Annotated in this window: 18 protein-coding genes; 8 read left to right on the top strand and 10 right to left on the bottom strand. The window is 70.3% G+C overall.

All coding sequences use genetic code 11. From position 1 onward, the window contains the following. Positions 1 to 65: 65 nt before the first annotated feature. The 3 genes from AB0H64_RS16080 to AB0H64_RS16070 all read right to left on the bottom strand — a co-directional run bounded on the left by AB0H64_RS16080 (position 66) and on the right by AB0H64_RS16070 (position 5,265). Positions 66 to 1,481, bottom strand: coding sequence for a non-reducing end alpha-L-arabinofuranosidase family hydrolase (locus AB0H64_RS16080; protein WP_357624555.1), 1,416 nt, complete (start codon positions 1,479 to 1,481; stop codon positions 66 to 68). Positions 1,482 to 1,536: 55 nt separating this feature from the next. Further along, a complete protein-coding gene (locus AB0H64_RS16075; protein WP_357624472.1) occupies positions 1,537 to 3,561 on the bottom strand; it encodes an RICIN domain-containing protein in 2,025 nt (674 codons plus the stop codon). A gap of 246 nt (positions 3,562 to 3,807) precedes the next feature. Next, positions 3,808 to 5,265, bottom strand: a complete 1,458-nt coding sequence (locus AB0H64_RS16070; RefSeq protein ID WP_357624469.1) for an endo-1,4-beta-xylanase — start codon at positions 5,263 to 5,265, stop codon at positions 3,808 to 3,810. A gap of 462 nt (positions 5,266 to 5,727) precedes the next feature. Between AB0H64_RS16070 and AB0H64_RS16065 the strand changes: the two genes are divergently transcribed. The 3 genes from AB0H64_RS16065 to AB0H64_RS16055 are packed head-to-tail and all read left to right on the top strand — an operon-like array spanning position 5,728 to position 9,865. After that, positions 5,728 to 7,059, top strand: a complete 1,332-nt coding sequence (locus AB0H64_RS16065; protein ID WP_357624467.1) for a PHB depolymerase family esterase — start codon at positions 5,728 to 5,730, stop codon at positions 7,057 to 7,059. Then, the gene (locus tag AB0H64_RS16060) at positions 7,059 to 8,261 is read left to right on the top strand and encodes a lectin (RefSeq protein WP_357624552.1); all 1,203 of its coding nucleotides are present in this window, start codon (positions 7,059 to 7,061) and stop codon (positions 8,259 to 8,261) included. The genes AB0H64_RS16065 and AB0H64_RS16060 overlap by 1 nt, the downstream gene beginning before the upstream one ends. A gap of 26 nt (positions 8,262 to 8,287) precedes the next feature. After that, on the top strand, positions 8,288 to 9,865 hold the full coding sequence (locus AB0H64_RS16055; RefSeq protein ID WP_357624464.1) for a ricin-type beta-trefoil lectin domain protein: 1,578 nt from the start codon (positions 8,288 to 8,290) through the stop codon (positions 9,863 to 9,865). Between the two features lie 79 nt (positions 9,866 to 9,944). On the opposite strand, the gene AB0H64_RS16050 is transcribed toward AB0H64_RS16055, so the two are convergent. Beyond that, positions 9,945 to 10,652: a TetR/AcrR family transcriptional regulator gene (locus tag AB0H64_RS16050; RefSeq protein WP_357624461.1), complete on the bottom strand. Its 708-nt coding sequence runs from the start codon at positions 10,650 to 10,652 to the stop codon at positions 9,945 to 9,947. Between the two features lie 121 nt (positions 10,653 to 10,773). On the opposite strand from AB0H64_RS16050, the gene AB0H64_RS16045 reads away from it, so the two are divergent. Continuing rightward, a complete protein-coding gene (locus AB0H64_RS16045) occupies positions 10,774 to 12,297 on the top strand; it encodes an FAD-dependent monooxygenase (RefSeq protein WP_357624459.1) in 1,524 nt (507 codons plus the stop codon). A 94-nt stretch (positions 12,298 to 12,391) separates the two neighbouring features. Further along, the gene (locus tag AB0H64_RS16040) at positions 12,392 to 12,856 is read left to right on the top strand and encodes a hypothetical protein (RefSeq protein WP_357624456.1); all 465 of its coding nucleotides are present in this window, start codon (positions 12,392 to 12,394) and stop codon (positions 12,854 to 12,856) included. Between the two features lie 66 nt (positions 12,857 to 12,922). On the opposite strand, the gene AB0H64_RS16035 is transcribed toward AB0H64_RS16040, so the two are convergent. Both AB0H64_RS16035 and AB0H64_RS16030 read right to left on the bottom strand, forming a co-directional pair. Continuing rightward, positions 12,923 to 14,140, bottom strand: a complete 1,218-nt coding sequence (locus tag AB0H64_RS16035) for an FAD-dependent monooxygenase (RefSeq protein ID WP_357624454.1) — start codon at positions 14,138 to 14,140, stop codon at positions 12,923 to 12,925. Between the two features lie 18 nt (positions 14,141 to 14,158). After that, entirely contained in the window at positions 14,159 to 15,100 is a 942-nt protein-coding gene (locus AB0H64_RS16030) for a zinc-binding alcohol dehydrogenase family protein (protein ID WP_357624452.1), read from the bottom strand. A gap of 209 nt (positions 15,101 to 15,309) precedes the next feature. Here AB0H64_RS16030 and AB0H64_RS16025 point away from each other — a divergent pair, with 209 nt between their 5' ends. Then, entirely contained in the window at positions 15,310 to 15,792 is a 483-nt protein-coding gene (locus AB0H64_RS16025; RefSeq protein ID WP_357624450.1) for a MarR family transcriptional regulator, read from the top strand. 36 nt (positions 15,793 to 15,828) lie between these two features. Here AB0H64_RS16025 and AB0H64_RS16020 read toward each other — a convergent pair whose 3' ends face one another. From AB0H64_RS16020 to AB0H64_RS16010, 3 genes are read right to left on the bottom strand one after another with little or no spacing between them, the layout of a single operon-like run. Then, complete coding sequence (locus AB0H64_RS16020) at positions 15,829 to 16,488, bottom strand: response regulator transcription factor (RefSeq protein WP_357624447.1); 660 nt, start codon at positions 16,486 to 16,488, stop codon at positions 15,829 to 15,831. Beyond that, entirely contained in the window at positions 16,485 to 17,639 is a 1,155-nt protein-coding gene (locus AB0H64_RS16015) for a sensor histidine kinase (protein ID WP_357624445.1), read from the bottom strand. The genes AB0H64_RS16020 and AB0H64_RS16015 overlap by 4 nt, the downstream gene beginning before the upstream one ends. Then, complete coding sequence (locus tag AB0H64_RS16010; RefSeq protein WP_357624443.1) at positions 17,636 to 18,457, bottom strand: type II CAAX endopeptidase family protein; 822 nt, start codon at positions 18,455 to 18,457, stop codon at positions 17,636 to 17,638. The genes AB0H64_RS16015 and AB0H64_RS16010 overlap by 4 nt, the downstream gene beginning before the upstream one ends. 393 nt (positions 18,458 to 18,850) lie before the next feature. Between AB0H64_RS16010 and AB0H64_RS16005 the strand changes: the two genes are divergently transcribed. Further along, complete coding sequence (locus tag AB0H64_RS16005; protein WP_357624440.1) at positions 18,851 to 19,765, top strand: alpha/beta fold hydrolase; 915 nt, start codon at positions 18,851 to 18,853, stop codon at positions 19,763 to 19,765. 214 nt (positions 19,766 to 19,979) lie between these two features. On the opposite strand, the gene AB0H64_RS16000 is transcribed toward AB0H64_RS16005, so the two are convergent. Beyond that, a complete protein-coding gene (locus tag AB0H64_RS16000; RefSeq protein ID WP_357624437.1) occupies positions 19,980 to 21,575 on the bottom strand; it encodes a carboxylesterase/lipase family protein in 1,596 nt (531 codons plus the stop codon). Between the two features lie 134 nt (positions 21,576 to 21,709). Here AB0H64_RS16000 and AB0H64_RS15995 point away from each other — a divergent pair, with 134 nt between their 5' ends. Further along, positions 21,710 to 22,303 carry a TetR/AcrR family transcriptional regulator gene (locus AB0H64_RS15995; protein WP_357624435.1) on the top strand — a complete coding sequence of 198 codons (594 nt, stop codon included), beginning with the start codon at positions 21,710 to 21,712 and terminating at the stop codon, positions 22,301 to 22,303. Positions 22,304 to 22,370: the final 67 nt, after the last annotated feature.

Here is a 22,370-nt window from a genome sequence, read left to right as displayed (position 1 = left end):
GCGGCAGTCTAGCCACGGGTGTTGACGGGGGCGGCCCGGAGCGCCGGGCCGCCCCCGTCACGTCCTCAGCGCCGCAGGGTCAGCAGGCCCGGCCGGTAGGGCAGGAGGCCGTAGTCGCCGCCGGAGCTGGGGCTGCGGCCCTGGTAGAGCAGCTGCAGGTTGCAGGGGTCAACGGTCATGGTCTGGTCGGCGCCGGCGCGGACCAGCTCGCCGTGGCTGATGTCGTTGGTCCAGGTGGCGCCGCTGTTGGCCTTGCCGGCGAAGGGGTTGCCCTCGGTGGCGGCCTGGGGAGTCCACGAACCGTTCAGGCTGGTGGCCGTGAACGAGCGGAAGTAGCGGCCCTGCGAGCCGATCGCCTCGACGAGCATGAGGTACTGGTTCTGGCCCTGGATCTTGTAGACCTGGACGGCTTCGAACAGGTTGTTCGTCGTGTCGCTCATGACCACCGTCGAGGTGCTGCCGAAACTGCCCGGGAAGTTCCCGATGGGCATGCTCGCGCGGTAGATCTTGCCGTTGTCGCCGGCGAAGAACAGGTACATGTTCGTGCCGTCACCGATGACCGTCTGGTCGATGGGGCCCGTGCCGGAGCCGGAGATGCTGCCGGAGAAGAGCGTCTGCTGCGCTGACCAGCCGTTGGGGTTGGTGGGGTCGCTGGAGGTCCGGTAGGAGAAGGCGGTGCCGCCCCACTGGTAGGCGAGCACCCAGACGTTCTTCGGGGCGAAGTAGAAGAGCGTCGGCGCGACAGCGGCGGAGGACATCGTGTTCTGGCTGGCCGAGGCCATGTCGGACCAGTTGGTGAAGGGGCTGAAGTTCATCGAGCCCCACCTCGTCCCCGTGTCGTGCGTCGTGGCGTAGACGAGATGCCGGCCGTTGTAGGGGGCGACCGTGAAGTCCTTGAGCGACACCCACCCGGACTTCGGGTTCGCCAGCGGGCCCGTCGAGCTCCAGCGGTACGTCGACGGAAGAGCACACTGACCGGGGTTGCCGCCGCCGCCGACCTGGACGAGCTGCCACTGCTGGTTGGCGCCGCCCCAGTCGTCGTACTGGACGATGTTGGCGCCGTCGGCGGTGGAGGCGCCCTGGACCTCCAGGGCCTTGTTGCTGTGGCGCGAGATGAACCGCACGTAGCCGTCGGAGCTGTCGGCCGGCCGCCACTGCTGGTTGGTGCCGTTGCCGTCGGCCCACTGCACGATCGCGCCGCCGTTGGCGGTGGAGAAGTTGTAGACGTCCAGCACCTTGCCGGAGTGGCGGGACTTGAGCCGGTAGTAGCCGCCGCCGGAGTCGACGAACTGCCACTGCTGCTGGTTCTGGTCGTTCCTGGTCCACTGGGTGATGCGGCCGCCGTCGGCCGTGGACAGGTTGTAGACGTCCAGCGCCTTGCCGCTGTTACGGTTCACCAGCACGTACCAGGCGTTGGTGTCGATGGTGGCCGCGTCGGCGGGCTGAACGGCGACGAACAGGCTCGCCAGTAAGGTGGCCAACGTCGCGAGGACGGCCAGAAATCTGGATCTCACGATGTTCTCCGATTCAGAGGAGTCAGGGGGTGGTGAGGTCGAAGCGGCGTACGGTCACCGCGCCGCCGAGGGACCGGGTGGCGTAGTTGAAGATCCCGAAGCGGTGGCCCATGAAGAACTGCCAGGCGTTGTTCAACGTGAAGGCCGGGCCGAGGCTCACGAAGGTGCTGCCGTCGGTGCTGTAAGAGAAGCGGGCCTGCCTGCCGGAGCCCGGCCGGATGTCGGCGTTGACCCGCAACCAGATCCGGCCGCTCGAGATGTTCGCGCCCGCCGCCTCGGTGCCGGTGCCGGTGGTCTGCCACGAACCGTTCATGGTCAGGCCGTTGGTCATCACGACCCGGCTGACGCCGTTGTCGCGTTTGACGCCGATCCAGGCCGACTGGTCGCGCAGCATCGCCAGCCCGGCGCGGTCGCCGTCGGCCATCTGCGAGTGGTCGAGCTCGATCGTCGCCGTCGAGGACGGGCCCTGGATGCGGTGGGTCAGCGTGTTACGGGCGTTGTAGAGGTCGCCGGTGACGGTCGCGGTCTGCAGGCGCAGGCCGTCGCCGGTGGAGAAGCGGCTGGTGTCGGGGTTGTGGTTCCACTCCCAGCGGGGGCCGAGTGTGTCCGAGGTGAAGGTGTCCGGGCCGATCATGGACGCGACGGTCCGGCTGGTCTGGATGTTCGGGCGCGGGTAGGTGACGCCCCAGCCGCCGTTGACGGTCTGCACGGCCGGCCAGTCGCCGGTCCAGGTGATCGGCGCGAGCGCCGGGACCCGGCCGCCGGGGTAGGCGTCGACGAACGACATGTAGTACCAGTCGCCGTTCTGGGTCTGGACGAGCCCGCCCTGGTGCGGCACCCCGCCGCCGGAGACGGGGCCGGGTAGGTCGAGCAGGACCTGACGCATCTCGTACGGGCCCCACGGGGAAGTGGAGCGGAGCACGTACTGGCCGTTGGCGGGGCGGGTCAGCCAGATGTAGTAGTAGCCGCCGCGCTTGTAGAAGCGGGAGCCCTCCAGGGTGCCGACGCTGCTCGGGGTCTGGAACACCTGCTGGGCGCGCACCTGGCTGAGCCCGTCGGCCGAGAGCTGGGCGACGCTGATGGAGCTGTTGCCGTAGGCGACGTACATGGTGTCGTCGGTGTCGACCAGCAGGCCGGCGTCGTAGTAGCAGTTGTTGATCTGCGAGCGCTTGGTCCACGTGCCGTCGACGGCGGAGGCGGTGTAGACGTAGGTCCGGTTGAACTCGACGCAGCCGATCCAGTAGTAGGTGCTGTTGCGGGGCCGGTAGTTGAAAGCGGAGGCCCAGATGCCCTTCACGTACGCCCGGCCGCCGTTGAGGTCGTAGGCGCCGGAGCCGAAATCGAGCCTCGGGACCGAATGCCCGGCGTACTCCCAGTCGACCAGGTTGTAGGAACGCAGGATCGGCGCGCCGGGCGAGTAGTGCATCGTCGAGGCGGAGTAGTAGTAGGCGTCGCCGACCCGGATGATGTCGCCGTCGGCGAAGTCCTGCCAGACGACCGGGTTGGTGTAGGTGCCGCCCGGATTCGGGTTGCCGCCGATAGGGACGAGCTGCCACTGCTGGTTGGCGCCGCCCCAGTCGTCGTACTGGACGATGTTGGCGCCGTCGGCGGTGGAGGCTCCCTGTGCTTCGAGGGCTTTGGCGCTATTGCGGTTGATCAGGCGTACGTAGCCGCCGTCGGAGTCGGCGAGTTTCCATTGCTGGTTGGTGCCGTCGTGGTCGCTCCACTGGACGATGGAGGCGCCGTTGGCGGTGGAGAAGTTGGAGACGTCCAGGACCTTGCCGGAGTGGCGGGACTTCAGCCGGTAGTAGCCGCCGCCGGAGTCGACGAACTGCCACTGCTGCTGATTGCCGTCGTTACGGGCCCATTGGGTGATGCGGCCGCCGTCGGCGGTGGACAGGTTGTAGACGTCCAGGGCCTTGCCACTGTTGCGGTTGACCAGCACGTACCACGTGGTGGTGTCGACCGTCGCGGCCGACGCGTCCTGGGCCGTGAGTAGCACGCCCAGCAGAAGCAGGGCCGACAGAGCGGCGAGCACGCGCCTCACAGGAACCTCCAGAGGTTGCACTGCTCGTGCATGGGAGAGTTGCACACGTTACGGATCGGCGACCGCGTAACTTTCGGCGCCTGGATTGTTAAATTGCTGTGCCCTGCCCGCGGCCGGTGTCGAACGGCGCACGCTCCCCCGGCCTCTTCGCCGGGCCGGGGGAGGCGCGCACCCGTGGGGTGCGGTCGGCAGGTGGAGCTGGTCCGGGTCCTCAGGCCCAGGCGCCAGGGGACCGGTCGGTGCAGCTCACGCGGTGCCCGGGTTGTAGGTCCACTTCTGGTTGCTGCCGCCCCAGCAGCTGTACAGCTGGAGCCCCGTGCCGTTGCCGGTGCCGCTGCCGACCGCGTCGAGGCACAGCCCGGACTGCACGCCCACGATCGTGCCGTCGGAGTTGACGCGCCATTTCTGGTTGTCGCCGCCCCAGCAGGAGTAGATCTGGATCTTGGCGCCGTTGCCCGTGCCCGCGGCGTCCAGGCACTTGTTGCCGTACACCTGCAGCTCCCCTGCCGAGGTCTGCGTCCACTGCTGGTTGCTCTGACCGTTGCAGTCCCACAGGTGCACCGCGGTGCCGTCGGCCGTGCCGGAGTTGGGCACGTCCACGCAGCGGCCGGAGGCCACACCCTTGATCTGCCCCACCTCGCCCTCGCCGGGCGGCGTCGTGGTGCCGCCGTTGAGCGCGTTGAGCACCGCGGTGTAGGCGGCCTTCTTGTTGCCGTTGCCGTCGAAGAGCAGCGGGGCGGCGCCGGCGCCGAGCCAGGAGTCGGTGTCGCGAACCCCCCAGACCGAGATGCCGGCGCACCGCGGCACCGCCAGGCAGTCGTTGACGACGTTGGCGTACGTGGTGGCCGAGCCGCCCTGGATGTCCAGCTCGGTGATCTGCACGTCGACCCCCAGCGCGGCGAAGCTCTGGATGGTCGTGCGGTAGTTGCTGTTGTAGGGGCTGTTGCCGTTGAAGTGCGACTGCAGGCCGACGCAGTCGATCGGCACGCCTCGGGACTTGAAGTCCCTGACCATGTTGTAGACGCCCTGCGTCTTGGCCCAGGTCCAGTTGTCGATGTTGTAGTCGTTGTAGCAGAGCTTGGCGGCCGGGTCGGCGGCGCGCGCGGTGCGGAAGGCCACCTCGATCCAGTCGTTGCCGGTGCGCTGGAGGTTGGAGTCGCGGCGGCCGCCGCCGCTGTCGGCGTAGGCCTCGTTGACCACGTCCCAGGCGTAGATCTTGCCCTTGTAGTGGCTCATGACGCCGTTGATGTGGTTGATCATCGCCTGGCGCAGCGAGCCGCCCGACAACTGCCGCATCCACCCCGGCTGCTGGTTGTGCCAGGCCAGGGTGTGCCCGCGCACCCGCTTGCCGTTCTGCACGGCCCAGTTGTAGACCCGGTCCCCGGCGGAGAAGTTGAACTGCCCCGGGTTGGGCTCGGTGGCGTCGATCTTCATCTCGTTCTCGGCCGTCACCATGTTGAACTCGCGGTTGGCGATCGTCGTGTAGGCGGAGTCGCCGAGCCTGCCCGAGGCGATGGCGGTGCCGAAGTAGCGGCCGCTCTGCGCGGCGGCCGCGCCCAGCGTGCTCGCCGCGGCATCGGCCGGAATCGCCGTCGCCAGTGCCGTGATCAGGCCGAGTGTGCCGACCGCGCCGGTGATCAGCGCCCGGCGGCGCGCGCCGAGCGGCCGCCTGGTGGTCGGTGGGGACATGGCGTTGACACGCATGCTTGGGCCTCCATCGGCGAATCGGGGGGGAAGGGATGGTGCGGGGCGCACCCCTGGTGGCGCGCTCCACCGGCGTCGGGAGCCGGCAGGGGAGCTCCTCGGGCACTCAGTGTGTGAATCTCGCCGAAAGTTGTCAAGAACACAGTGAAAACTTTCGGGGCCGCCTGTCCTGCCTGGGCCTGCTGCACTGGCGCGATATGTAAACCGGGCCTTGAAATGTTTCGACCGGCCTGGTGGTGCGGCTCATCTGAAAGTTTCATGGCGACGCTCTGGCTGGTCGATCGCGGTCAGATCGGATAGTCCGAGGTGAATGCGCTCGGTCGGCGCCCCCTCGGGCTCGCCGCAAGCTAAGGCGCTCTTGACAGTATCTTTCTGCCTCATATTTGCTCCGTGCTGCCACCACTTCCACCGGAGTCCGGGCGGTCAGCGGCTTGTTAGCGCTAACAGCGGAGAGGCGGAACAATGAAGCGAGGCGAACCGCGTACGAGAAGATACGCGGGCATCGGAGCCGCGCTGACGGCTCTGATCACGGCGGCGGCCACCGCTCTGTCCGTGTTCCTCACGGTTGCGCCGGGTGCGTCGGCGGCGGCCCTGACCGAAGTGACCAGCTTCGGCGCCAATCCCGGCGGTCTGCGGATGTACCTCTACGTTCCCGACCGGGTGGCGCCCCGGCCGGGGGTCCTCGTGGCCATGCATGGCTGCAACGGTTGGGCTCCCGGCTTCCACCAGGGCACCGAGTTCGCCTCGCTGGCCGACCGGTACGGCTTCATCGTCATCTACCCGCAGGCGAACAAGAGCGCCAACGGCATGTCGAACTGCTTCGACGTCTGGTCGAACGAGGCACTGCGCCACGGCGGCGGCAGCGACCCGGTGTCGATCGTCTCCATGACCGGCTACGTGCTGCAACGCTACGACGGCGACCCGCAGCGGGTGTTCGCCACCGGTTTCTCCTCCGGCGCGATGGAGACCCTCAACCTGCTCGCCACGTATCCGGACGTGTTCAGGGCGGGCGCGCCGTTCTCGGGGGTTCCCTACGGTTGCCTCGGCCCAGCGGGCTGCGGCGACAAGACGCCGCAGCAGTGGGGTGACCTGGTCAGGAACGCCTACCCCGGCTACACCGGGCCCCGGCCGCGCGTCATGGCCTGGCACGGCACCGCCGACTCCGTCCTGCCCTACACGATGTTGCAGGAAGAGGTCGACCAGTGGACCAACACGCACGGACTCAGCCAGACCCCCGCCTCCACTGACAGCCCGCAGTCCGGCTGGACCCGTCGGGTCTTCGGGTCCGGGCAGGTCGAGGCGTACACCATCAGCGGCGCCGGCCACGACCTGCCCCACCCCGGGATGGCCGCCCACGCCATCCGCTTCTTCGGCCTGGACGGCGGCTCGTCCACCACGACACCGACTCCACCGGCCGCCGGGCAGATCAAGGGAGCCGGCTCCGGGCGTTGCCTGGACGTGCCAGGCGCCGCCACCGCCGACGGCACCGCGGTGCAGCTGTGGGACTGCAACGGGCGTGCCAACCAGCAGTGGGACGCCACCTCGGCCGGCGAGCTCAGGATCTACGGCGGCAAGTGCCTCGACGCGGCCGGCACCGGCAACGGCGCCGGCATCCAGATCTACTCCTGCCACGGCGGCGCCAACCAGAAATGGCGCCTGAACGCCGACGGCACCATCACCGGTGTGCAGTCGGGGCTGTGCCTGGACGCGGTGGGCCAGGGCACCGCCAACGGCACCCGGCTCCAGCTCTACTCCTGCCACGGCGGCCCCAACCAGAAGTGGGCCCGGACGTGATGACCATGGCCGGCCGCGCCGGACGCGGCCCGACGATCACCGGAGCCTTACGCGCCGTACTGGTGACCGCCGCCGTGTCGCTGATGGCCGTCGGCCTGCTGCCGGGAGTCACGCCCGCCACGGCCGCGTCGCCGACCCGGATGACGGGCTTCGGTGCGGACCGGGTGGCGGCCGCCACAGCCGAGTCCAACGGCGGGGTACGGGTCATGCCGCTCGGCGACTCGATCACCGAGGGCACGCAGGTGCCGGGCGGGTACCGGATCGGCCTGTGGCAGCGCCTGATCGGCGGCCGCTACACAGCCGACTTCGTCGGTTCGCAGTTCAACGGGCCCGGCAGCCTGGGCGACCACGATCACGAGGGCCATCCGGGCTGGCGGATCGACCAGATCGACGCGAACGTCACCGGCTGGCTGCGTACGTACACACCGCGCACGCTGCTCCTCCACCTGGGTACCAACGACATCCTGCAGAACCACGACGTGGCCGGCGCCCCGCAACGGCTGTCCACGCTGATCGACCACATCACCGCGGCCGTGCCCGACGCGGACGTCTTCGTCGCGACCGTCATTCCGCTGTCCAACTCCGGCCAGGAGGCCGCCGCCCGCACGTTCAACGCGGCGATCCCCGGCATCGTCCAGAGCAAGGTGAACAGCGGCAAGCACGTTCACCTGGTCGACATGCACAGCAGGTTGACCGCCTCCGACCTGATCGACGGCATCCACCCGACCGCCGGCGGTTACGACAAGATGGCCGCCGCCTGGTACGCGGCGCTGCAGTCGGTTCCGGGCAGCATCGGCCAGCCGGGCTCCAGCGGGATGGCGATCAGAGGCGTGGGCTCGGGCCGGTGCCTGGACGTCTCCGGCGCGTCGCAGGCGAACGGCGCGCAGGCGCAGATCTGGGACTGCAACGGCCAGGCCAACCAGCAGTGGACGCTCACCGCCTCCGGTGAGCTGCGTGTGTACGGCGGCAAGTGCCTGGACGTGTCCAACCGGAGCACCGCCGACGGCGCCGGCGTCGTCATCTGGGACTGCAATGGCCAGAGCAACCAGCAGTGGCGCTTCAACGCCGACGGCACCATCACCGCGGTGGGCGCGAACAAGTGCCTGGACGTGCCCGGCAACAGCACCGCCAACGGCGTCAAGCTCCAGATCTGGTCGTGCGGCGGCACCGCCAACCAGCGCTGGACCCGCGCCGGCTCATGACATCACTCCGGCAGGTGGAGAAGCAGATGCGCAGAATCCTTGGCCTGACGATGGCCGCGTTACTGGCGGCCGGCTCCCTCGTCGCGATCGGCGGTGCCACGTCACCGGCCGTCGCCCTGGACAACGGCCTGGCCCGCACACCGCAGATGGGCTGGAACGACTGGAACAGCTTCGGCTGCAACGTCAACGACGGCCTGATCCGTCAGACGGCCGACACCATGGTCTCCAGTGGCATGGCGGCGGCGGGCTACACCTACGTCAACATCGACGACTGCTGGTCCACCAAGAGCCGCAACTCCAACGGCGACCTGGTCCCGGACCCGCAGAAATTTCCCAACGGCATCAAGGCCCTGGCCGACTATGTCCACTCCAAGGGGCTCAAGCTCGGCATCTACTCCTCCGCCGGCACCACGACCTGCGCGGGCTACCCGGCCAGCCTCGGCAACGAGCGCCGCGACGCCGCCCTGTGGGCGTCCTGGGGGATCGACTACCTGAAGTACGACAACTGCGGCGACCACCGGGGCATGAACGGGCAGCAGCGGTACACCGCCATGCGGGACGCGCTGGCCGCCACCGGCCGTCCGATCGTGTACAGCCTGTGCAACTGGGGCCAGGAGAGCGTGTGGACGTGGGGGATGCCGGTGGGCAACTCCTGGCGCAACACCGGCGACATCGCGGCCAACTGGAGCTCCATCATGGGCATCCTGGACCAGCAGGTCGGGCTGGAGTCGTACTCGGGGCCGGGTGGGTGGAACGACCCCGACATGCTGGAGGTCGGCGTCGGCGGGGTGACGGGGACCGAGGGGCGCGCGCACTTCAGCCTGTGGTCGCTGCTGAACGCGCCGCTCATCGCCGGCAACGACCTCCGCACGATGAGCGCCGACACGCGCACCATCCTCACCAACACCGAGGTCATCGCGGTCAATCAGGACTGGGGCGGCCGGCAGGGCCACAAGATCAGTGACAACGGCAACCTGGAGGTCTGGCGCAAGCCGATGAAGAACGGCTCGGTCGCGGTCGTCCTGCTCAACCGGGGCACCTCGACCTCGACCGTCTCCACCAGCGCCGCGGCCCTGGGGCTGGGGTCGGCGTCCTCATACTCGGTACGTGACCTGTGGGCTCACACGACGTCCTCCTCGTCAGGGACGATCAGCGCGTCGGTCCTCGGGCACGGGGCGGCCATGTACGTCGTGACCGGCGGCGGCATCGTCCAGCCCACCACGGTCGCGATCAAGGGAGTGGGCTCGGGCCGGTGCCTCGACGTCACCGGCGCCTCGCAGGCCAACGGCGCGCAGGCGCAGATCTGGGACTGCAACACCCAGGCCAACCAGCAGTGGACGCCCACCGCGAGCGGCGAACTGCGCGTCTACGGCGGCAAGTGCCTGGACGTGTACGACCGGGGAACCGCCGACGGCACCAACGTCATCATCTGGGACTGCAACGGCCAGAGCAATCAGCAGTGGCGCCTCGACTCCGACGGCACCATCACCGCCGTCGGGGCGAACAAGTGCCTCGACGTGCCGGAGAACGCCACCGCCAACGGCACCAAGCTGACCATCTGGTCGTGCCACGGCGGCGCCAACCAACGCTGGACCCGTACCTGACCTCTTCGGTAGCGATCGGCCACCGCAAGAGGCGGACGCGGAATCGCGGGGGTGCTGGTCCTGACCGGCCTCGTGGCGTTCAGGTGGGTGGGTGGAGGGTGGTGATGCCGGTGAGGACGAGGTCGATGCCGGTGAGGAATTGTTCGCGGTCGTCGTGCTCGCGCATCTGGTCGGCGATGGCCCGGATGAACGGGTAGTCGTCGGGGTCGAGGTCCTGCCATGCCCTGGACGCGGCGTCGAGGAACTCGGCGCGGTCCGCTTCGGAGCCGGGGACGCTGTCGTCGCCGGACGCCTGGGAGGTCTGGGTGGTGGCGCCGAGGATGTAGTGGACCAGCGTCGAGGTCGTGGTGAACCAGTCGCCTTGCGGCACGCCCAGCGCGCGGACCGGCCGGCCGATGCTTTCGAAGATCCGCAATGTCACCGGCCCCCAGGGGTTGCGGGTGAGCTGGACCGCGAGCTGGGCGGCGAGCCATGGGTGCTCGGTGACCGCGTCGAACAGGCCGAGCGCGGCGGCGCGGATCTCGTCCTGGGGCGCGCCCACGGGCTGGGCGGGTCGCGTGGCCAGGGCGGTGGCGACGACGGCGTCGGTCGCGGCCTCCAGCAGCTCGTCCATGTTGCCGATGTGCCAGTAGATCGCGCCGGGCCCGGTGGCCAGGCGGCCGGTCAGCGCCCGGACCGTCAGGGCACCCTGGCCCACCGCGTCCAGCAGCTCGACAGCGGTCTCGACGATGCGCTCCCGGGTGAGCACCTGCCTGCGTCGCTGTGATTGACGGGTCCGTACGGCCATGGGTGACATTCTGGCACGTTTGGAGCATCGATCCAGCATGGAGTACCGTTCCATTTATGGAGCGATGCTCCATAGCCCGTCCGGGGTCTCGCCGGACGGTCCTGATCGAAGGAGGCCCGACGTGTATGACGTGGTCATCGTGGGTGCCGGCCCGGTGGGCCTGTTCCTCGCCGGTGAGCTCGCGCTGGCGGACTGCTCGGTCCTGGTGCTGGAGCGGGACCAGGAGCAGACCTCGCCGTGGAAGGCGCTCCCGCTGGGGATGCGCGGCCTGAACGCCGGATCGGTCGAGACGTTCTACCGCCGCGGGATGCTGGAAGAGCTGGTGAAAGCCTCGGGCGCCGACGGGGAGCAGATCGGCGCGGACCCCGACGCGCACGAGCCGCCGGCTCCTCGTGCCGTGAGCCACTTCGCGGGCATGCGGCTCGACCCGGCCGGCATCGACACCGCCGCTCTCCCGTTCCGGCTGCCCGGCCCGGCGATGGAGGGCCTCATGACCAGTCTCGACGCGGTCGGGACGGTGCTGGCCGAGCGGGCTGCCCGGCTCGGCGTGCGGATCCTGCGGGGCGTTCCCGTCGAGGCCGTGACCCAGGACGGCGACACCGTCGTCGCCCGAGCCGGCGGGCGCGACCACCAGGCGCGCTGGCTCGTGGGATGCGACGGCGGACGCAGCACGGTGCGCGAACTGGCGGGCTTCGACTTCGTCGGCACCGAACCGCTGTTCACCGGCTACGCCGCCCGCGTCACCTTCGCCGATCCGCAGAAGCTCACCCTGGGCTTCAACCTGACGCCGACCGGCATGTACCTGCGGACGCCCTTCGAGGGGCACCTGGGCATGATGGACTTCGACGGCGGCGCCTTCGACCGCTCGCGGCCGCTGACGCGCGAGCACCTCCAGACGGTCCTGCGCCGGGTCTCCGGCACCGACGCGACGCTCACCGAGGTTCATCTCGCCTCCAGCTTCACCGACCGCGCGATGCAGACCACGACCTACCGGAACGGCCGCATCCTGCTCGCCGGCGACGCCGCCCACATCCACTCCCCGCTCGGCGGCCAGGGCCTCAATCTCGGCATCGGCGACGCCATGAACCTCGGCTGGAAACTCGCCGCCACCATCCACGGCACGGCCCCGGACGGCCTGCTCGACACCTACACCGCCGAACGCCATCCCGTCGGCGCGGCGATCCTCGACTGGTCACGCGCCCAGGTCGCGACCATGAACCCCGGCCCCAACGCCCCGGCCCTGCGACGGCTGGTCCACGACCTGCTCGGCACCCGCGACGGGACCACCCACGTGTTCCGCAGCACCTCAGGGCTGTCCCACCGCTACGACCTGGGCAGCGACCAGCCACTCGTCGGCCGGACCGCCCCGGACTTCCGTCTCGCCGACGGCACCCGCCTCGGTGACCTGCTACGTGAAGGACACGGCGTCGCACTCGACTTCACCACCGGCGAGCGCCTGCACGACGCGGCGACGAGCTGGAAAGGCCGGATCGGCTACGCGTCCGGGCCGGTGAGCGACGACCTCGGATTCGGCGCCCTGCTGATCCGGCCCGACGGCATCGCCGCCTGGACCGACGGCCACGACCCCGACCAGGAGGCGTTCCGGCACGCCGCGACCCGCTGGTTCGGCGACCCGACACCCTGACAGCACGCCTCGAAGCCGGCCGGTACGCGCCGGGCTTCGCGGCGTCCCGGACCCACACCGGTTCCGGGACACCTTCGACAGAAAGGGAACTTCCATGCCGAGTGAGAACCCGACCCGGCCCGAGCTGAACAAGGACGTGGTTCGCCGCTTCTACGAAGCCGTTCTCCGAGTGCCCGGCGGCCCGGACTTCGCCACGATCGAAGAGCTGACCGACGAGCAGGAGATCGAGCTCAACTGGGGCCACCCCGACAGCGGCGTCCACAGGGGAGCCGCCATCGGGCCGGCGCGGCGGCGGATGCACGAGCTGACCGGGTTGGACATCTCAGCCATCAGCGTTGACGAGCTCATCGCCGACGGTCCCACTCGCGTGGTGGTGGTGGCCACGAACAGTGGCACGGACGTCCACGGCAGCCCGTGGAGGATGACGGTTCTGGAGCTGGTCGACGTGGCGAACGGCAAGATCACCAAAAAGCGTTCGTTCTACCAGGACACCGCGCTTCTCCGGGACATCTCGCTCGAACGCGAGGCGGCACTCGCACAGCAGGCCGGAGAGGCCTGACGGCCCGGCACGCCCCTTCCGGGCGGGCATCATCGTCTGAGTGCGTGCGTGTGGACCGGGCTCGGGTCAGCCGGCGTGGGCGATGTCCCGTTCCCGTTCTCGGATGGACCTGGAGCTGCTCCGCAGCGAGCGCAGGGCGTCGCCGATCACGGGGAGCCGGAGGCTGCGCGCGAGGAGGGGCCGGAGGGCGATCTGCCGCTGGTTGCCCGGGGTGACGAAATACCGCTGATCGACGCCGTTGGCCTGGTAGTAGGTCATGTGCGGGCGAAGCTGTGCCTCCCAGGCGCGCAGAGCGCCGCGGATGTCGCCGGGGTGACGGTGCAGCATGCCGGCGAGCAGGTCGGCTCCGGCGAGCCCGGCGGAGATGCCCATGGCGGCGTACAGGCTGGGGCACCACGCGGAGTCGCCGACCAGCACGACCCGGCCGTGCGACCAGGCGTCCATGCGGGGTTGCTCCACCGAGTCGAACAGGAACTCGTCGGCGGCGTCGAGCGCGTCGAGCGCCTCGCCGAGCAGCCGGCCCGTGGGCTGAGATCCGTACGCGGCGCGGACCCGTTCGGCGGGCCGGCCGGTGAACTCGGCGTCGACGTCGTCGGTGCGGTAGGAGAAGAGCACGGTGGGCGGGTGATCGGCGAACGGGAAGACCCACATGGCCCGGCCGGGCTCGAGGAGACCCGCCCCCTCGTGCGGGGAGAGCCCGCCGACCGGACCCGGCAGCATCGTCGCCGCGATCATGTAGCCGAGCCGGTGCAGATGCCTGTCGTGCGGGCCGAAGACGAGACGCCGGACCGTGGACCGTAACCCGTCGGCGCCCACGACGAGGTCGTATCGCTCGGCCACGGATCCACCGTCGTGTTCGAGCGTCACCTCCACGCCGGAGGCGTCCTGCTCGATGGCGGTGGGGGTCGTCGCGTAGCGGATCTCCACGTCGCGCGGGAGCGCGGCGAAGGCGGCACGTTCCACGTCGCCGCGCAGCATCATGCGAGGTGAGGTCGGCAGGTCCCCGAACCCCAGGCCGGGCCTGCGGACGCCGGCACGATCCATCGTGTAGGTGATGCCGCCGGGCGGCGATCGGTCGGGGAGGGCGTCCAGAATGCCGAGTCGCCGCGCGGCGGCCTGGCCGGCGCCGAACAACACGACGAAGTAACCACCCGATCGGCGGCCCGGCGCTCTCTCCACGATCACCGGATCCCAGCCGATGCGCCGAAGGCCGATCGCCGTGGCGATGCCGCTGACGCCGAGGCCGACGACCAGCGCCCGTTTCCTGCTGCTCAACGAGGTCATGACTTCCTTCTCGAACGGCTAGGGGACGAGGACGATGCGGTCGTCGGTCTCGGCGGTCCACGCCTGCGTGACCTGGGCGAGGGGTACGGCGCGGGCCCGTACGTCGATCGCGCCCGCGGTCACCGCCGCGGCCAGTTCCGGCAGTTCGGCGAGGAAGTCGCGGGCGGGGACCGAGCCGATGCCGCTGCCGACGATCTGCAGGCGGGCGGAGCGCAGGGCCGCGGAGGGGATCGGCGCGCTCTGGCCCGCGACGGATCCGATCTGGATCCAGGTCAGCGGGGTGGTGCGGTCGGCGCGGGCGGTGAGCATCGCCATCATGGCGCCGGCGGCCTGGTCGCCCCACACGTAGTCGATGACCACGTCGACGTCGGCCGCATGGCCGATCTCCGCGTGGCCGATCTGGTCGAAGGTGATCGTCTCGTCGGCGCCGAGCGCGGTCAGCGCCTTCAGGCGGGTGGTGTCGCGGCCGGCGGCGATGACCTGGGCGGCGCCGAACAGCTTGGAGATCTGGACCGCCATCCGTCCGGCGTTGCCGGTGGCGCCCAGGACGAGGACGCGCCGGCCGGCGTGGAAGCCGACGCGCCTGCGCAGCGCGACCCAGGACGACATGGCCGGGTTCATCGCGGCGGCGATCCGCACGGGGTCGATTCCGCCGGGCAGGATCACGCTGCGGCGAGGGTCGATGAGGGTGTGATCGGCGAACGTCCCCAGAGGAGTGTCGTCCAGGACCACGTAGCGGAGGTTGCCCTCCTCGTCGCGTACGACGCCGTCGACGCCGGGGACCAAGGGGTACGCGCCGTCGCTGGAGTAGTGCGAGCCGTTCGCCTTGGCCCTGGTCAGATGGTGCAGGCCGGCCGCGAGGACCTCGACGGCCAGCTCGTCGCCGTGGCGTGGCGCGGGGTCGGGGTGGTCGCGATAGACCGGCGGGGCGTCGGCCGCCTGGATGACGGCAGCGTGCATGGTGACCTCCAGAAAGTTTGTTTTCCCAACTACTTGTATGATTGTTGGTAATACAAACCTTGTCAACCGGCTGCGGCGTGATCGATGCCGTGTCCGTCGATCACCTGGTGCGGAGCGGGTCGCGAGGCGTCCCCGAGCGGGCGCGGTGCCGGCCTTCGTCCGGTCCGGCATGGTTGGTATTGCCAACCATGCCGGACTAGCATGACGGCATGAGCGCCGCCGACGATGCCATGGACGCCCTCGTCCGGACCACGTTCGAGGTGGCGGGCGTGCTGACCCGCATCGGCGGCGAGCACGACTTGTCGCTCACCCAGCTACGGGTGCTCGGCATCCTGCGCGACCGCCGCGCCCGCATCACCGAGCTGGCCGACTACCTCGGCCTGGACAAGTCCACGATGTCCGGCCTCATTGACCGCGCGCAGCGCCGGGGGCTGCTGACACGCGGCAAGAACCCCTATGACGGCCGGGTCGTCGAGGTGTACCTGGCCCCGGCCGGGCTCGAACTCGCCCAACGCGTGGAGGACGACATCCGGCGTGCCCTGGCGCCCGCGACCGGCCGCCTGGACCCGGAGCAGCTCGATCGGCTCGTCAGCCTGCTCAACGTCGTCTCGGCCCGCTCGTCGCCTGCGCATGCCGCCGGGGGGCCGACGGCCGCGCCCCGACGGTCGAACAGGGCCACGGACGATTCCTGACGTCCGCGGCGTTCGCCCCATCGAGGTGGGTTCGCCTCAGGTCACCATGCCCCTGCGGTAGGCGTAGACCACCGCCTGCACGCGGTCACGCAGGTCGAGCTTGGTGAGGATGCGCGACACGTACGTCTTGACCGTCTCCTGGCTGATCACCAGGGTGGCGGCGATCTCGCTGTTGGACAGGCCGTCGGCGATCAGGCGCAGCACCTCCAGCTCGCGCGGCGTCAGCGCGGTGTCGTCCGGCTTGTCCCGGGCGGGGCGGATCCGGGACGCGTACCTGCCGACGAGCTGCCGCGTCACCTCGGGCGCCAGCAGCGCGGCGCCCGCCGCGACGGTGCGGATGCCGTGCAGCAGCTGCGCCGGCGGTGCGTCCTTGAGCAGGAACCCGCTCGCGCCGGCCCGCAGCGCCTCGTAGACGTACTCGTCCAGGTTGAACGTCGTCACCACGAGCACCTTGACCGGCTGCTCCACCCCGGCGCCGGCCAGCAGACGGGTCGCCTCGATGCCGTCGAGCACCGGCATCCGCACGTCCATCACCACGATGTCGGGGCTCAGCCGGCGGGCGAGATCCACCGCGGCACGGCCGTCGCCGCACTCGCCCACCACCTCCAGGTCCGGCTGCGCGTCGATGATCGTCGCGAACCCGGTGCGGATCAGCGCCTGGTCGTCGCAGACCAGGACCCGGACCGGCGCCGTCACGACGGGCTCTCCGCGGGGATGCGGGCCCGTACGACGAAGCCGCCACCCGCTCGCCGGTCGGCGCTGAACTCGCCGCCCAGGGCGTCCACCCGCTCGCGGAGCCCGGCCAGACCCCGCCCGCTCCCGCCGGGGGAGACGGCCCGGGAGCCGGGGCCGTCGGTGCTGACCTCCACGCTGATCTCCTTCTCGCCGTAGCGCACCCGGACCGCGGTGGGGCTGCCGTGGGCGTGTTTGAGGGCGTTCGTCAGGGCCTCCTGGACGACCCTATAGGTCACGAACTCGGCGCTGCCCGCCGATTCCGCCGGACTGCCCTCCTCGGCGAACTCCACCGGCTGCCCGGCCTGGCGGGTCTGCTCCACGAGCGCACGCAGCTCGCCGGCGGAGGGCACGCTGACGTCGGTGTCATGATCGGCTTTTAGCAGGTCGAGCATGTGCCGCAGATCGGTGATGGCCCGCCGGCCGGTGTCGGTGACGGCGCTCAGCGTCGCGTCGAGGCGATCGGGCGCGGCCATCAGGTAGCGGGCCGCCTCGGCCTGCACGACCATCGCCGTCACGTGGTGCGTCACGACGTCGTGGAGCTCGCGGGCGATCCGGGTGCGTTCGGCGGCGCGGGTGGCCTCGGCGAGGTGGCGGCGGCGTTCCCCCTCGGCGGCGCGGGTGGAGCGCAGCCAGGCCCCGATGCCCCACGCGAGGGCCAGGGCCAGGTAGAACACCACGTAACCTTCCACCTTCTCGGTCGCGCCGAGCCGGTTGAGCGCGAGCGCCAGCGGCACGTACGCCATGGACAGGATGATCACGGTGACGCGCCGGTGGCGCTCCAGATGGGCGCCCGCGCTGATCAGCGCGACGGGCATCGCGTTGCTCGCGAGCACGTGGTAGGCGCGCACCTGGTCGAGGGCGAAACCCAGCGACACCAGAGCCAGGCACACGGCCGGCCACCGCCGTCGCACGGCCAGCGGAAGGGACTCCAGGGCGATCACCGCGAACGCCAGCGCGTCGAAGGGCCGGACCGGCAGGTCGCCGACCTGCGTCCCCTTGCCGTGGAGCGCCGGCAGGAACGAGACGGCGGCCAGCACCAGCCCGAACGGTAAATCCCGGACCACGACGTCGCTCCGCCGCCACAGGTCCGTGACCCGCCGTAGATCGATCATCGGGCGAGCGTAGCGGTCGCGCCGCGCCGGATCGGGACCACGTTGCCGCGCCGGCGGGCCAGCCACATGAACACGACCGTCAGCAGCAGGCCGAACACCACCGCGTACGGGCTCGCCTCCGGCCCGAACTCGCCGCCCGTGAGCAGGGCCGGGCCCGACGTTACGCCGTGCAGCAGCCCCTGCGTCGCGCCGTTGCCCGAGACCTCGGTGCCGAAGATGCCGGCCGCCGCGAAGTTCCAGCCGAAGTGCACGCCGATCGGCACCCACAGGGTGCGGGTGGCCGCGTAGGCGGCGGCGAGCATGCCGCCCGCCTCGATCGCGATGGCGATCGCGCCCCACAGGCTGGCGTGCGGGTTGAACAGGTGCGACAGGCCGAACAGCAGGCCGGTCAGCGCCAGCGCCGGCCACGTCCCCGTGCGTTCCTCGACGATCCTGAACAGGATGCCGCGAAACAGCAGCTCCTCCGTCACCGCGGCGGCGGCCATGAACCCGAGCAGTCCGGCCGCGCCCGCCGGCGAGCCCGGGCCGTCGACCCGGTAGCCGCCCACGAGAGCGATGTTCACGATGACGGCCGCGAACAGCGCGACCCCGATCAGCGTCCCTCGCGCGATGGCACCGGCGGCGCCTCGCGCCGCCACCTCCGCCGGTGCGCGACGCTCTGACCACCGGACCGCCCGGCCGTACACGAGCACAGCGAGCACGGCCGTCGCCATGCCGAGGAGCAGGGTGAGGAGCGGGATTCCCTGCACCGCGCCCACGATCGCGCCGCCGAGGAAGGCGACCACCGCGACGGGGACGAGCTGTTTCAACAACCGCATGACGACTTCCTTACGTGGGGACTCCGCGACGGGGTGCCGCCGCTACGCCGGGAAACGCTAGGGATTCGGCGGCCTGGAATCGTCCCCGTGCGGTGGACACTCGCGGGTAGCTCGCACGGGGGACAGGGGCACATGCGATCCGTCGCACGTCACAGCGGGGCGATCGCGGCCGCCGCGCGACGTCACGACGAGTACGGCCGCGGCGACGCCCAGGGCCTCCCGGCAGACCTCGGGTTTGTCCCCCGTCCGAGCTACCGGTGAATGTCCACCGTGCGGGGACGATCACGGACCGCCATATCCGTAGCGTTACGACGCGGCCACGGCGGCCCCGTCGCGCTCCGCCGCATCGCCGTGCGCCTCATTCCGGCATCCACCCCCTCACTGGAGGACCTCATGCTCCGCAAGATCAAGAGATCCGTCGTGGCCATGCTGTGCTGCACCGTGCTCGGCGCGGGGGTCGCCGGCTGCGACGGCGACGCGATGGAGCACTGGGACCCCTTGGCCCCGGTCACGCGGACAGCCGGTGCCGCCCCGATCTCCGGGACCCAGAAGATCAAGGTCGCGGGCCGGTCGGTGAACGTGTCCTGTTTGGGCCACCCGAAGAAGGGCGGACCGGTCATCGTCCTGATGCACGGGGGAGGGGACGGGCTGGACAAGCTGGCCGCCGTCCAGAAGACGCTGAGCAGGAAGAACCGGGCCTGCTCCTACGACCGGCTCGGCGCGGGCGCGAGCGACAAACCGGACGGCCCGCAGGACTTCTCCAGCACCGGCAAGATCCTGACCGGGGTGCTCGACCGCGTCGCCGGTGACAACCCCGTCGTCCTGGCCGGCCACTCGCTGGGCGGGCTGATCGCCGCCAGGTACGCCCCCGGCCATCAGGACCGGGTCAAGGGGCTGGTCCTCATGGACGCCACCCCGCCCACGATGCTGGCCGACATCACGAAGTCGATCCCCGAGTCGGCCAAGGGCCCGGCGGCCGAGTTGCGCGCGCAGAACCTGGCGATGTTCCAGGGCCAGAACCCGGAGAAGCTCGTCGTCACCGACGGGAAGGTCGGCTCCGCGGGGGACATCCCGGTCGAGGTCATCAGGCACGGCAAGCCGTACCTGGAGGCCGTCCCCGAGTACGGGCCGCGCCTGGAGAAGGCGTGGGCCGCGGGCCAGCGCAAGTGGCTCGCGCTGTCCAGCGGCGGCAAGCTGAGCACGGCGGCCAACAGCGGGCACTACGTCTACGTCGACGAGCCCGACGTCGCCGTCCAGGCCATCGAGCGCGTCACCGCGCAGGCCGCACGTCAGGCGCATGGCGAGTGACCCGCCGGTGGTGACTGTCGGTTGCAGTTGAAGCTGTCGGTGTTCGCGTGTTGTTGTCGGTGCTCGTGTCGGTGTTCAGGTTGAGTTGTCGGATTCCGCCTTCGGCTCCGATCTTGTGGTTCTCCCGCAAGCGGCGCCCCGTTTGGGTTCCCGACTGGGAATTACGTGATGGCGACAGTGATGCCGCGGCCGCCGAGGAAGCTCATCGAACGTCTCAGCTGTTGAGTGAGGTCCAGAAGTCGTAGCGGTGGTCGCGGGCGAAGTCGGCGGGCTTGATGCCGTCATCGCCGGGGGCCAGGGACTGGACTTGAGGGCGTGCAGTGGTGAAGGGGTGCCAGGCGGGTGCATCCGAGCCGTTGGGGTCGCCGGTGCCGGCGAAGCGGGTCCAGTAGCCGATCATGTGGTCGGCCAGGTGGCGCTGCTGCTGGGTGAGGGGCTGGTTGTAGCCGACATCGAACAGGTAGGGCAGGTCGGCTGCGTGGTAGGCGCCCATGTCGTAGGGCTTGGGGAAGGCGGCGAACCAGGGGGCGTTGGCGTCGGCGAACTCGAAGGCGTAGGTCGGGACCTGGTGTGAGAGTGCTTTGCCGGTGTCGAGGGCTGGGCGGGCGTATTGGGCGTCGGTCAGGGCGGTGGCCAGGGCCTGGCTGGGCGAGGCGTAGGCAGAGAGGGGGTAGCGGGCCAGGACCTTGCCGGTGTTGGCGCCGAAGGCGGCGCGGACCTCCTCGTCGTAGCGGTCGGCGGGTATCGGGCCTTGGTACTTGGCCATCTCCAGGCCCCACACGTGCATGCGCTGCTCGTGGCGGTTGATGCCGTACAGCACCGGCACCTGGTGGAAGCGGCCGGTGGTGATGGCGCGGGCCGGGTCCAGCGGGAGGAACGCGCCGCCGACGGCCGGGCCGAAGCCGGGCTGGGCCGGATCGGAGGCGGCCTGCAGCAGCTTGTCGGCCGGGATCGCGCGTAGTTGCTGGGCGGTCGGCGACTCGCCGAAACCCAGCCGCTTGGCCAGGGCTCGGCCGTCGCGTTCGGCCTGCGTGCGAGGGCGGGGGTTGTTGGCCATGGCCAGGGAGGGTGACCACGGGGCGGTGCAGGGGGCGCTTTGCAGGATGGCGCGGTGGAACAGGCGGGCCGATCCGGGGGCTGCCAGGTGGGCGCAGACGGCGATGGCTCCGGAGGACTCGCCGAACAGCGTGACGTTGTGCGGGTCGCCGCCGAAGGCGGCTGCGTTGCGCTGGACCCAGCCCAAGGCGGCCTGCTGGTCGGCCAGCCCGTAGTTGCCGGACAGGCCGTCGGCGTCGTGCAGGGCCGGGTGGGCCAGGAAGCCGAAGGCGCCGAGCCGGTAGTTGACGGTCACCACGATCACGTTGCCCTGGTCGGCCAGGCGCCGGGCGTCGTACAGGTGGCCGGCGCCGTCCTTGAAGCTGCCGCCGTGGAGCCACACCATCACCGGCAGCTTGCGGCCCTGCGGGAGGCGGGGGGTGGTCACGTTCAGGTACAGGCAGTCCTCGCTGGTGCTGCCGCCGCCCAGGTGGTCACCGGTCTGTGCGCACATCGGGCCGGGGGTGGTGGCCTGGCGCGGCTGGGTCCAGGCCGCCGCCGGGCGGGGCGCCCGCCAGCGCAGCTCGCCCACCGGCGGAGCAGCGTACGGGATGCCCAGGAACGAGCGGTGGTCCTCGGCGACGATGCCGCGCACCGGCCCCCGGTCGGTGTGGACCAATGCCTCGCTGTCCGCGGCCGCCGCCGAGGGCGCCAGGATCGCCCCTGCCGCGCCCAGGGCCGTCAGTCCCCCTGCGAGCTTGTCCTTGCCGGTCATCTGCCCAGCTCCTTCACATCCGTGATCTTTCCGATGCCGAGAACCGTACAACCGACTTAGGCGATCGCGCAAGGCGAACGCCTAAGTCGAACGCCTAAGGCGTTCGTTTCATTCTTGTGGTAGGCTGCGACCTCATGGGTAACCGCGAAGATCTGATCGCCGGTGCCAAGCGCTGCCTGAACGACAAGGGCTACGCGCGCACCAGCATCCGCGACATCACCGCCGCCGCCGGCGGCGTCAGCATGGCGGCCGTCGGCTACCACTTCGGCTCCAAGGAGGCGCTGCTCAACGAGGCCCTCTCGCAGGCCTCGCAGGAATGGGGCGAGCAGTTGGCCCTGGCGCTGGCCGCCGTTCCGGCCGATCCCGAGGCCAGCCCGCTGCAACGCTTCGAGGCGGCCTGGGCCCAGATCATCAAGTCTTTCGAGCTCCACCGGCCGCTGTGGGCCGCCACCTTCGACGTCATCGGCCAGGTTCAGCACGCCGAGCAGGCTCGCGCCTACCTGGCCACCGGTCTGGAGCACGCCCGTCTCGGCCTGGCCCAGGTGCTCGCCGGCCTCGACCCCGCCGACCCGAACGCCTGGGCGGTGGGCGGTTTCTACCAGGCGCTGCTGACCGGGATCATGGCCCAGTACCTGATCGACCCCGAACGGGCCCCCACCAGCCACGACCTGGCCACCGCCCTGGCCTTGATCACCGGCCAGCCTGTGACGGAAGGAGACACTCCATGACCTTCCCGGTGTTTCAAAACGCAGGAGTTGGACGAAGGGCTCACATGCATTACCGCGCCCGACTGTG

It is taken from the genome of Nonomuraea sp. NPDC050733, assembly GCF_040654215.1.
Taxonomy (GTDB): Bacteria; Actinomycetota; Actinomycetes; order Streptosporangiales; family Streptosporangiaceae; genus Nonomuraea.
The sequence above is the reverse complement of the archived record's forward strand: the minus strand, read 5'-3'. Positions and strand labels throughout refer to the sequence as shown.